9 protein-coding genes are annotated in these 12,600 nt (G+C 43.0%); 7 read left to right on the top strand and 2 right to left on the bottom strand.

The annotated features are described in order from the left end of the window. Positions 1-17 precede the first annotated feature (17 nt). The 4 genes from EO132_RS13020 (at position 18) to EO132_RS13035 (ending at position 4,701) form a co-directional block, all read left to right on the top strand. Positions 18-1,742, top strand: coding sequence for a GMC oxidoreductase (locus EO132_RS13020; RefSeq protein WP_127136694.1), 1,725 nt, complete (start codon positions 18-20; stop codon positions 1,740-1,742). Between the two features lie 4 nt (positions 1,743-1,746). After that, positions 1,747-2,457 carry a gluconate 2-dehydrogenase subunit 3 family protein gene (locus EO132_RS13025; RefSeq protein WP_127138280.1) on the top strand — a complete coding sequence of 237 codons (711 nt, stop codon included), beginning with the start codon at positions 1,747-1,749 and terminating at the stop codon, positions 2,455-2,457. A gap of 68 nt (positions 2,458-2,525) precedes the next feature. Further along, complete coding sequence (locus EO132_RS13030; protein ID WP_235856479.1) at positions 2,526-3,326, top strand: helix-turn-helix transcriptional regulator; 801 nt, start codon at positions 2,526-2,528, stop codon at positions 3,324-3,326. Between the two features lie 61 nt (positions 3,327-3,387). Next, complete coding sequence (locus tag EO132_RS13035; RefSeq protein WP_127138282.1) at positions 3,388-4,701, top strand: serine hydrolase domain-containing protein; 1,314 nt, start codon at positions 3,388-3,390, stop codon at positions 4,699-4,701. A gap of 224 nt (positions 4,702-4,925) precedes the next feature. On the opposite strand, the gene EO132_RS13040 is transcribed toward EO132_RS13035, so the two are convergent. After that, the gene (locus EO132_RS13040; protein WP_127138283.1) at positions 4,926-5,636 is read right to left on the bottom strand and encodes a hypothetical protein; all 711 of its coding nucleotides are present in this window, start codon (positions 5,634-5,636) and stop codon (positions 4,926-4,928) included. Between the two features lie 600 nt (positions 5,637-6,236). On the opposite strand from EO132_RS13040, the gene EO132_RS13045 reads away from it, so the two are divergent. The 3 genes from EO132_RS13045 to EO132_RS13055 all read left to right on the top strand — a co-directional run bounded on the left by EO132_RS13045 (position 6,237) and on the right by EO132_RS13055 (position 11,481). Next, positions 6,237-6,569, top strand: coding sequence for a LytR/AlgR family response regulator transcription factor (locus EO132_RS13045; protein ID WP_127138284.1), 333 nt, complete (start codon positions 6,237-6,239; stop codon positions 6,567-6,569). 286 nt (positions 6,570-6,855) lie between these two features. Beyond that, on the top strand, positions 6,856-10,017 hold the full coding sequence (locus tag EO132_RS13050; RefSeq protein WP_127138285.1) for a SusC/RagA family TonB-linked outer membrane protein: 3,162 nt from the start codon (positions 6,856-6,858) through the stop codon (positions 10,015-10,017). A 12-nt stretch (positions 10,018-10,029) separates the two neighbouring features. Continuing rightward, positions 10,030-11,481: a SusD/RagB family nutrient-binding outer membrane lipoprotein gene (locus EO132_RS13055; protein WP_164732344.1), complete on the top strand. Its 1,452-nt coding sequence runs from the start codon at positions 10,030-10,032 to the stop codon at positions 11,479-11,481. Positions 11,482-11,562: 81 nt separating this feature from the next. Here EO132_RS13055 and EO132_RS13060 read toward each other — a convergent pair whose 3' ends face one another. Beyond that, positions 11,563-12,462: a YihY/virulence factor BrkB family protein gene (locus EO132_RS13060; protein WP_127138287.1), complete on the bottom strand. Its 900-nt coding sequence runs from the start codon at positions 12,460-12,462 to the stop codon at positions 11,563-11,565. Positions 12,463-12,600 lie beyond the last annotated feature (138 nt).

A 12,600-nucleotide genomic window follows, 5' to 3' on the forward strand; every position in this document is an offset into this window, starting at 1 on the left:
TAAACCAAACACAGACAATGCAGATAATAGAGAACGGCACGGTCTACGATGCGATCATCGTGGGATCGGGAGCTGGTGGCGGGATGTCGGCCAAGGTGCTCTCGGAGGCGGGCCTGAAGGTCGCGGTCGTCGAGGCGGGCCCATTTTTCGATCCGGCCAAACCGGAGCACCAGACCCAGTTGAAGTGGCCCTATGAAAGTCCAAGAAGGGGCAAGAGCACCCGTTTCCGCCCTTTTGGCGATTTCGATGCCGCCTACGGTGGCTGGGACATCGAGGGGGAGCCCTACACCCAAAAGGACGGGACGCAATTTGAATGGTTCCGCTCTCGGATGCTGGGGGGACGCACGAACCACTGGGGGAGGATCTCCCTGCGCTTCGGCCCGAAGGACTTCAAGCACAAGGACGAGGACGGCCACGGGGACAACTGGCCGATAAGCTATGACGATGTAAAGCCCTATTACGACAAGGTGGACAAGATGATCGGGGTGTTCGGCACCAATGAGGGGCTGCCCAACGATCCCGACGGTTTCTTTCTGCCACCGCCAAAACCACGTTTGCACGAACTCTTCTACATCAAGGGGGCCCGGAAGAGCAATGTCCCGGTGTACCCATCGCGTCTGTCGATGTTGACCAAGAAGATCAACAACGACCGTGGGGTTTGTTTCTACTGCGGGCAATGTAACCGCGCCTGTCAGGTGTACGCCGATTTCTCGGCGGGGACCTGTCTGATCTTCCCGGCACAGAAGAACGGGGGACAGATCGACCTCTTCGTGAACTGCATGGTCCGCGAAGTGACCACCGATCAGGAGGGCAGGGCCACGGGGGTGTCCTATATCAACAAAGAAGACAGAAAAGAATATAAACTGAAAGGGAAAGTGGTGGTGCTCGGTGCCTCGGCCTGTAGCTCGGCCCGTATCCTTTTGAACTCGAAAAGCAAGCAGCACCCGAACGGACTTGGGAACAGCAGCGATGTGGTGGGCAGGTACCTGCACGATTCCACGGGGGCCGATAGAGCGGCCTTTGTCCCTGGGCTGATGAACCGAAAGGTCTCCTACAACGAGGATGGGGTAGGGGGAATGCACGTGTACTCACCGTGGTGGGGCGACAATTCAAAGTTGGACTTCCCAAGGGGCTACCATATCGAGGTGTGGGGCGGCATGGGCATGCCGAGTTACGGTTTCGGCTTCAACGTGAACGAGTTCAACAAGTTCTTCGGGACCAAGGTTGGCGGCTACGGTGACATGCTGCGCAGCGATGCCAAGAAGTACTATGGAGCTGTCGTGGGGATGGCCGGCCGTGGGGAATCCATTGCCAGAAGGGACAATTATTGCGAGATAGACCCGACCAAGGTGGATGAATTCGGTATTCCCGTATTGCGTTTCCATTACAAATGGAGCCAGTTCGAGATCAACCAGGCCAAGCACATGCAGGATACTTTTGAAGAAATATTGATCAACATGGGCGGTGAGCCCTTGGGCAAAAAGCCGGGCAAGGACACCAACTACGGACTGCACAACCCTGGAAACATCATCCACGAGGTGGGCACCACGAGAATGGGGGACGACCCGAAGACCTCTGTGACGAACAAGTACCAGCAATTGCACGATGTGGACAATGTGTTCATCGTGGATGCCGGGCCGTTTACCTCACAGGCGGACAAGAACTGTACATGGACCATATTGGCGCTCTCGATGAGGGCCTCGGAATATATCGTGGAACAACTCAAACAGCAAAACATTTAAGGAGATGGACAGAAGAAAGAGTTTAAAGTCGATAGTACTGGGCTCGGTGGCGGGCGGACTGGCCATACATGGCTGCAAGCCTTCGACGGAAGGTACGGAACTGACGGAGGCCCCGAAGATCACCTACCCGGGCCGGGTGCCCCAGGAGATCGAACTGATCGACGAGCTACAGGACGAACAGTTCTTGAACCCGCACGAAGTGGAGACACTGACGATACTGTGCGACCTTATCCTGCCCCCTTCAGAGGAATACAAAGGGGCATCGGATGCGGACGTTGTGGGCTTCATCGAGTTCATGTCCAAGGACGTGGAGACGCTACAGCCGGATATCCGCGGAGGGATCATGTGGCTGGACCACAAGAGCAACACGGAGTACGGCACGGAGTTCAAGAAGGCGGGCGAGGAACAACAAAAGGGGATACTGGACGGGATCGCATACTACGACCCGGAGACACCGGGCAGTGAACGCCCTTTTGAAGTGAACTTCTTCTCCTTGGTGCGGAACCTGACCATGACGGGCTTCTACACGAGCAAGATCGGGATAGAGGAGATCGGATACAAGGGGAACCAGCCCAATGTATGGGACGGAGTACCGGACGATGTACTGGAACAGCACGGGGTGTCCTACGACGAGGAATGGCTCGCCAAGTGTGTGGACCAGAGTAAGCGTGGCGTTATCGCCGAATGGGACGATGACGGTAACTTACTTACTTAACGTCTTAGGAATTTAAGGTTTTATGGCTCAAGCTTTTTAGGTTTGAGCCTTAATTTTTTTTGAAAGTAGTGGTCATATCCCTTCATAACCCCGAGAAGCCTTTGGACATCTTGTTCAAGGAATGTTATTATATCCATCTTGACCATGAAGGAGGCACGGGACGGATTCCAGTGATTGATGATTGCTGTTATGATCTAGTATTTTTTAAAGAAGCCGCAGGTATATTTTACTATGGGGAAAACCCAAAGAAGGTCGCCATAAAGAACAAGGTGTTCACTATTCATAATGTGACGCCCCCGTATAGGATTGAGGGGGCAGGTGCCCTTACTTTTTTCACGATAAAACTTCAGCCGTGGGTAAATGCACATTTTTTTTCATCATTACAAAATGAAGGAGTAGTGGATATTTCAAAGTTTGATTCACAGTTGCTTCCCTTTTACCAACAAGTTTTTGCAATTGATGAAGTGTCAGGTAAGTTCTCCTTGGCAGATGATTTTATGAATAAAAACCTATTTGAATTAACACCATCCATGGAATTTGTCAAGGAAATCTGTGGTTGTGTTTACGAGAGCCAAGGAAAAATCACAGTAAACCAATTGAGCGAGCATTTTAATCGGTCAAGGCAGTATTTGGGCAAAGTTTTTAAGAAAGAGGTCATGTACAGTCTTAAAAAGTTCATCATAACGGTTAGGATATTGGATTTGGTCAAACACAAAGCCAAAAACCCCGATATTTCACTTACACACCTTAGTTACGACTATGGTTATTTTGATCAACCTCATTTCATCAACGATTTTAAAAAGGTCTGTGGAGTGAATCCGCTTCAGTTTTTCAATAATTTGCCCGAGTTCTTATTGCGTCATCAGTAGGGTTTCCATTTTTACAATTAATTTATTTGGAATTGTTTCTTCTTTGCACAAAACATAAATCATGAAATACGGCTGGATTGTTTTGATACTGATATTGTGCAATGGGTGTGTGAATAAAGATACTGTTGTAAAGAATGGACTTTCACCCGAAATGGTATCGGTAAGGGATTCGTTGGACACTTATTTTTCATCGCTTACGGCGCTTAAAAAATATAATGGAGTGGTTTTGGCCTATAAGCAAGATACTTTACTCTTGGAAAAAGCCTATAATTTAAACGAAGACCCTGAAAGTTCAACCTATGTAACGGCCCATTCGCAATTTGATATCCATTCTGTTTCAAAATTGATGGCCTATTACTTGGTGGCCAAATTGGAGGGCGAAGGGAAACTGTCCGGAAGTCAAAATTTGGATATGTTTTTTAAAGGTTTTCCGAAAGGGAAACAAATCACTTTGAACATGTTATTGGAACATAGTTCGGGCTTGCCAAGGGAATTATCACATATTGACGGAGAGGAATATGATTTAGTGTCTGATGAGATTGTTGTCCTTGCCCAACAGGAGAGACTTTTATTTGAACCTGGAACCGATGTGCAGTATTCCAATGTGGGATATGAGATTCTGTACAACATTGTTTCCAAAATGTACGGTAAACCTTTTTCCCAATGTGTGGTGGACGAAATATTTGTGCCCTTGAAGATGAATGCAAGCGGGGCACATTTTTTTGTCAAAGAGAATAGGCTTAGGAGTTTGGCCCAAAACCATGTGTTGAAAGATAGTGTGGTGGTCAAGGTGGACAATATTCAGCGCGATGAATTTAGAACAGCACGCCTGTTCTCCACAGTAAACGATTTAAAAAAGTTTCTTGATCATGTAAAAAGCGAACCCTATGCGTCTTTTTTAAAAAATGAGCATGGAATTATTGCCAAAGATGGTGGGTCCAAGGGGGTCAGGGCCCAAGTGTACAGTGATTTGGAAAACAGCTTTGACTTTGTGCTATTGGCCAATTATGATGAAATGCCCTTTTTCGATACCATCGAGGATGTGGTGAAACTATTGAAGTCTGAACCTGTGGAGTTTCCAAGGGAAATCAATAGAAAGGCAATTCTATTGGATGAAAAGGTCCTTCAACAATATGTAGGCTCCTATACCTTTGCCGATTTTGATGGATTGGTCTTGGAAGTGAAAGTGGAACAAAATCATCTGGTAATTTTGCAAGACGGCGAAAAAATTGGCGAACTTCTAGCAGAATCTCCGACCGTTTTCTTTGAGAACCCCAAAGCAGCCGAATCTTTCGAGTTCATTAAAAATGATTCGGGAACCTACGATGCGTTAATGGGATGGAAGGGTATTACGGTACAAGGAAAACGTGATTGATAATCAGGTATTGAGTTCCGGAATTAACATCAATTTCCCATTTGTTGTTCTTTTTGAGAATTGTATGGCGAATCTATGTGTGAAGCATAAGTAGTGGATAATGAGAATGTTGTTTTTTTGATGTAATGAGATTGTGGGCTTAAATTGGAAATGAGGTTCCGTAACAATTCCGATAACCATGGGGACGGAATGACGTTGAAAGTTTTTTTGAATAAAAACAGTTATTAAAAATTAAACTTGGAATAAACAAACCTAAATTCTTCCAACAGGTGCACATCCACCTCGCCGGAAACCTGTAACTCATGTCCGGATGAATTATCCTCAGCGGGTATAACAATTGAATAAGAATACTTAGCATGATTGCGGTCGGAGGAATCAAAAGTGAAATTTTCGACGATTGATTCGAAATTGATTGGATTAATGGCATTTGCATTTAGGATAAAATACTTATGGTCTTCACCCACTACAGGATTTTGGCTCGAGCCAAAAGTTTCAAAACTTATTTCCATACCCTCTTCCTGAAAGTTTAAAAGGACTAGACTTAGGTATATATAGGAATTTTGGTAAACATCATCGGGAGCACTTAAATAACCACGGATTTCGAAAGTGTATAAAATGTCGTCGGCAGTAGTCACTTTGCTGTACCCGTCCAGTTCAATGGGGGTAAACTTAAAAGAAGTGGTATCTTGGAAGGCTTGGTTGTCCGATCGGATGCCCTCTATTTCTAAATTAATATAGCCGTATAGGGTAAGCTCATCAAAACCAACGCAATCGGCACCATCTTGTCCGTCCTGTCCGTTAGTACCGTTGATGCCATCTTTACCATCCACGCCATCTATGCCATTAATACCATCTTCCCCGGCTTCCACCAAACGGGAAGTAAAGGAGATGCATAGCATTAGTAATATGCATTTGAATAGGATTTTTGATTTCATAAGTATAAGATTTGGGAGTTAGTTTATCTTAAAAGTAAGGATGCTTTTGGTTGCAGATGCCCAGAATTGACGTTTGCCTTATTTGGATTGATGAATGGGGTGTTTGAGTTGACGGATTGGTGTTGTAGAGCAGGTGATTAATGACCATACTATTGGTTTTTGGAAAATGGAAGCAGACACCTCAAGCATATTTTTTAGGAAATAAAAAAAGAGTAAGGTTCCTATGATGTTCAAATGTGTTAAAAAGCAGTAATCTTATAGGGATGATAAATAATAAATCCAAACATGATTTTATTTTTCAACTCTATTTGTGGCCGGTTCGTAATTTTTTGTTAATAACATGGTAAATCGATAGGCTTTTATCGGGACCGCTTCCTTATTGGCAGTATTTAAAACTTTTTAAAATACAGTTTGTTATTTGGGTTAATTGTGAATTACAATGGGAGATAATATCAATATCACAATAATTAATCTTTATTGATTTTGAGTGTTTCAAATATGATTAAATTGCCAAAAAACTGTTAAATTGTATGTGTTTTTTAATGTTTACTGATTGTTGAAAAACAACCTAACCTTTATAACTAACTTCAAACCTCCCTCATGACCGCAAACAACAACATTATTGTAATTCCCGAAGGAAACAAAAGACATTTTTTTAAGAGCCATGATATTGATTGGATACAGGCCGATAAGTACTATGTTCACATCTATTCGACCAAGGGAAGAGCTTTATTGAGGATAACCTTAAAAAAACTCATGGAATTGCTTCCTTCCAATTTTGTAAGAACCAACAGGTCTACCCTTGTCAATGTGGATTCCATACGTATGATTACCAAAAACAAAGTGAACAGCACGGTTACATTGACCAACGATATGGAAATTAGTATATCCAACCACTATTGCCAAGACTTGGAAGAGCTTCTTTTGGTGTAACACCGATTTTGTTTCAAATAAGCATTATTTCATTGCAAATTAATATTTGCAACTCTTTTCTGTGTTAATTTTCATAGTGAAGGGGGGTGGTAAAAAATATGAATGGCGGTTAGCTCTTGTTTCATTTTTTGAATTAGTTCTTCAATCCCCCCCTTTTTTTTATTTCAAATTATCAATGTTCCGTTGCAAATAAAAATACACCTCCATTTTTTGGGCTTACTTGAAGGTTCAAACAAAAGGCATTTTATGCCACTAGCTAATTCATTCATAACTAAAACAAAAATCAATGATTAAAAAGATGTATTCTTTGGTAGCACTGCTATTGTTTTTGATGACGGGTTTTGCCCATGCTCAGGATAAGACAATAACAGGTACAGTTACCGATCAAGATGGCCTACCGTTGCCGGGGGTAAACATTCTGGTTCAGGGTTCTTCAACAGGTACCCAGACCGATTTTGACGGTAATTATTCGATTGAAGCCAGTGAGGGTGCAACCTTACTGTTTACCTACATTGGTCAAAAAGACATGACTGTTGTGGTAGGAGCTTCCAGTACTATTAATGTACAAATGGAAGAAAGTGCGCAGGCCCTTGCGGAAGTGGTTGTAACGGGGCAAGGTATCAAGAGGGAGAAAAAAGCTCTTGGTTTCTCACAACAATCCGTAGAAGGTGAAAAACTTGTGCAGGCAAGGGAGACCGATGTTGCCAATGCTTTGGCAGGTAGGGTTTCCGGTGTGCAGATTGTGGGTAACAGTAGTTCCACATTCGGCGCTTCCAGTATTAGACTTAGAGGTCAGGAAAATCTACTTTATGTGGTAGATGGTATTCGAATTTATTCCTCAAGTGATATCAATACCGATAACGTTGCTAGTATTTCGGTACTTAAAGGTGCTTCCGCTACAGCGATCTATGGTCCTGAAGGAGCAAATGGTGTGGTAATCATCACTAGTAAATCAGGTACTTCTGGAGTGGCCAAATTTGAAATTGACCACTCAATGTCGATCAGTTCGATAACTACATTGCCAGATTATCAAAATGAGTATGGTGGTGGGTATAGCCAAACATTCAATACCTTTACTTATGATCCATCCACAGACCCAGCAGAGTGGGCGTCTTTTGATGGAGACCAATATCCAGATTTCTGGGCAGATGAAAGCTGGGGTCCAAGATTGAACGGTCAAATGATCAGACATTGGGACAGCTGGATTCCTGGTACTCCCGAGTTTGGGGAATTGCGTCCTTGGGTTTCATCTCCAAATGATGTCGATACTTTTTACGAAGATGCACTTACTTCCAATACAACACTTGCGTTTTCTAAGGGAGGCGAAGATTACAATATAAGGGGTAACATGTCTTTCATAGATCAAGACGGGGTTGTTCCCAACTCCAATAGCCAAACAATAAGAGTAGCGTTGAACGCATCATATAATGTAACTGAAAAGCTACAGTTTTTGGCTAATCTTAATATTGAGGACAGAGATAGGTTGAACACACCACAACAAGGATATGGTAACCTAGCTTCCAACTTTAGCCAATGGTGGCAAAGACAATTGGATTTCAATCGTTTGCAAGACTATATGAGAAACGGACAGGCTGTTTCATGGAACATGAGAGGTCCAAGGGATACCCGGCCATTATATTGGGATTCACCTTATTTCCATTCTTATGAAAACCTAGAACATCAAACCAAGAACTCTTATTTTGGTAGGTTGGGTATTGTTTACGAATTCAATGACAAGTTGAACTTTAGCTTTGATGCAAAGAAGACGTTCCATTCTTATAGATTGGATGACAGAGGTACTACCATTAGTTTACTTGACCCTGCTTATTATTATGAAAGATTCAGAAGAAATGAAAGGACGGACTTTTTTGGAATGTTGAACTATAACAACAGATTCTTGGGAGATGACCTTGATGTTGCGTTGACTGCTGGTTTTGAAAGGGTTGACCGTGAGTTTTTTGAATTGGTAGGCGAAACCAACGGTGACTTGACCATTCCGGATTTCTATAATTTAGCTGGTTCTCAAGATCCGGTAACAGCGGAGACCGATGTTGAAAAGAGTAAAAATGACGCTTTGTTCGTTAAAGGGTCATTTGGATACAAGAGTACTGTTTACTTGGATGCGTCCTATAGGTTGGACTGGTCCTCAACGGCAATAGCCAGTGACAACAGGGTCGAAACTTTTGGAGGTTCTTTTAGCTTCTTGGCACACAACCTATTCCCTAAGAACGATGTACTTACTTTTGCAAAGCTAAGGGCAGGTTATGCTAGTGCACCATTTTTTCCAGACCCTTATCTAACTTCAGCGGTATATGATACAGGAGCTTTATATCAAGGAAGTGGAACGCTTTCAGTTTCCAATATACAGGAAAACTCATTGTTGACAGGAGGTATCAGAGATGAGGTTGAGTTTGGTACGGAGCTTCAGTTCTTCAGAAACAGACTTTCTTTGGATCTAACGTATTTTAATAGAACCGATAAAGATCTTCCGATTGATGTGCCATTGGATGGAGCTACTGGTTTTTCAGAAATTACAGTGAACAGTGGTAAACAAACGTCTAGTGGATTTGAGATTGGATTAATCGGAGATGTTTTTAGGGGAGAGGATTTCCAATGGGAATTGGGTGTGAACTTTGCGACCCTAAAAAGAGAAGTAGACGAGCTATATCCAGGTATTGATGCTAGGGACCTTAGTACATATTCCAGTAGTATGAGGTTGCAGGAAAGAGTTGGGTCAGAATGGGGATTGCTCTACGGAACAGGTTGGGCAACCGATGATAATGGCAACACCATATTTACCGAAAATAACGGAGTATACTACTATGCGGTTGAACAAAACAAGTTCTTGGGATCGGTTTTACCTGATTTCACGGGTGGTGTTACTTCAAACATGACCTATAAGAATTTTACCCTTGCAATGGCGTTTGATTTCCAAAAAGGAGGAAAGTACTATTCAAGAACGGAAAGATATTTCGATCACTCTGGACTTTCTGCTAAAACTGCCGGGCTTAACGATATGGGTAATCCAAAAAGGGATCCTGTAAGCCAAGGTGGGGGTGAGCACATTGTTGGTGTACTTCAAACAGGAACCGACGATTTTGGTAACCCGATTAGTGATGGAACAGTTGTGGATGCTTATGTTGACCCACAAGACCTTTATAACTCTGGTAACTTAGGTGCAATTTATGAGAACAATTTGCACGATGCCACGTATATAAAGTTTAGAACATTGCGATTGGGATACAATTTCAACAAAAATGTTGTTGAAAAAATCGGTATGTCTGCTGCAAACATTAGCTTTTTCGCCAACAACCTTTGGCTGATATCTGCTGACATGGATTGGGTAGACCCATCAGAGCTTGAGAAAAGAGGTGGTGTTAACTGGGCTGAAGCAGGTCAGCTTCCGATGACAAGAACTATGGGTTTAAACCTAAAATTAACGTTTTAAAAAAAAATGATGATGAAAAGTTTAAATATAAAAATAGGGTTGATAACCTCTCTTATGGTGTTGTTCACTGCGTGTGAAACCATAGATTATGAGGATACCAATGTAAACCCGAATGGACCGACGGCGGGGATAAGCTCGCAGTTATTGACCAATGCAATGATTTCTATGACCACCATTTTGGTGGATGAGACACCGATATTGTACATGCAACACATTACCCAAGGTCAGTATCCAGGTGCTTCCAGGTATAATATCTTGAATGATTCCTATGACAGCTGGTATACGGGTCCACTAATGGATTTGAATCGAGTAATCGATTTGAACAGTGATCCAGAAACAGCGGAAGACGTCATAGCTTATGGTAGCAATGCCAACCAGATTGCCGTGGCAAGGATTGTCAGAGCATATTTTGTGCACTACATGACGGATAAATGGGGAGCTCTTCCTTGGTCAGAGGCATTTATGGGAATAGATAACCCACAGCCTGTATTTGATACACAAGAGTCGATCTATAATTTCCTGTTCACAGAAATTGATGAAGCGGTAGCTATGGTTGAAATGGGTGAGCCCGGACCAACAGGTGACTACCTTTATGGCGGAGATATGGATACATGGATTACTTTTGCTGCTAACATGAAAATGGTAATGGCACTACGTTTGTCCGATGTAAGTCCAGGACTTGCGCAATCCATGTTCGAGGAAGCAGTAGCTACAGGTAGATTGATTACTGATAACAGTGACAACATCGAATATACCTACGGAACGGATGATGCTAGTGATAGCCCATGGATGGACAACTTTAGAACTCGTGAGGATTACATCCTTTCCAGAACAATGGTTGAATACTTAAGGGACAATCAAGATCCACGTTTGTTCGAATATGCCGAAGAAGCAAGGGATAGTGTGTCTCCAGTGACCAATTTCCCTGGTGATATCGATGCAGGTTACGTAGGGGCGCCTAATGGTCAAGTAAACGGTAACGTGCCAAGTTATTCCTTTATCAGAAGCGAGATTATTTATACTCCCGATTACCCTACGCCAATATTTACAGCTGCCCAAGTATATTTCTCTTTGGCTGAAGCTGCATCCTATGGTTGGAATGTAGGAGGAGGTACTGCTGCAAGCTTGTATGAAGATGGTATCGAAGCTTCCATGGAATACTGGGGCGTGGATGCTACTGGAATTACAGATTACATAGCAGCGCATCCTTATACGGGCATAGATGAGATCGCTTACGAAAAGTGGGTGGCTTTATATCTAAACGGACCTGAAGCATGGGCCGAATGGAGAAGATTGGATGCTCCTTATCTAGAGCCTTCTGCTTTTGCAAGTGACCCTAGAATCCCTGTTCGTATGGCTTATGATCCTTCGATAGCTGATAACAATGAAGCCAATTATAATGCCATGGTTGGTTTCCAAGGACCGGATAACAATTACACCAAACTATGGTGGGACGTTAACTAATCCGTGCCTAAAACAATAACTGAAAAGGTCTACCATTTGGTAGGCCTTTTTTTTATGTTGTGCGAATTAGGAATAAGCTATTTATTTCAATTCGCTGTAAGGGACGAACAAAATGTTGTAAGCCTTTGCGTATACATAGGTGAACTGGGCTCCAAAAAACAAGATGAGACAAGAATAGGATACCCATAGCAACACTAAAACAATAGTACCTGCCGCTCCGTAGGTGGAACCGGGATTGGCCTCCCCAAAATACAGACCCAATAAAAACTTCCCGATCACGAACAGTACGGCGGTGATAAAGGCCCCGAACCAAACGGCCCTCCATTTGATTTTGGCATCGGGCAGAAATTTGAACATGAGTGCAAACATTACGGTAATGATGGCAATGGAAGAAAAGATATCTATCGTGTAGGCGAGATAGACAGCGACTTCGGTAATCAAGCTTTTTAGATAGTCGTTCAGGGCGGCTATGGCTGCCGTTACCATAAAGCTGATCAACAACAAAAAACCGATGACCAAGATAAAGGCAAAGCTTTTGGCCCTTTCCGTAACCAGTTTCCAGAAATCAAAACCGGGCGAACCCTCAATACGCCATATTTCATTCAACGATATTTTTAGTTGATAAAATACCCCCGTAGCACCAAAAAGTAATGTGGCAATACCGATGATAGTTGAAATCAAGTTCTTATCAGTGCTTTGGGTGTCCTGTATAATGCTCTCGATGGTCTGGGCTGCATTTGGACCCAAGGCAATGGCAAATTCATTGGTCAACCTGCCCTGAACGATATCCACGCCCCAGATAGCCCCTACGGCATTAATGATGATGACCAACAGTGCGGGCAGGGACAATACGGCATAATAGGCCACTACGGCACTCAGTCGCCAAGGTCTAGCTTTGCTCCATGCCGCGTAGGTGTCCAAAAGAAGGTATGGGAAATCCTTTAATTTGAAACGTTCAGAATATGTGTGACTTTCTTTCAAAAAAATGGAATTGATGATATATGATTTGGAATTTAATGGTTGTTCGAACTGCAAATTGCTCGAAAAGCATTAAATGTTAACGGAAAAACGGTAAAATAAGAAGTCCATCCATGGTTAGAGTGAAATTAAATTATAACC

Source organism: Flagellimonas oceanensis (assembly GCF_003992595.1).
GTDB classification, from domain to species: Bacteria; Bacteroidota; Bacteroidia; order Flavobacteriales; family Flavobacteriaceae; genus Flagellimonas; species Flagellimonas oceanensis.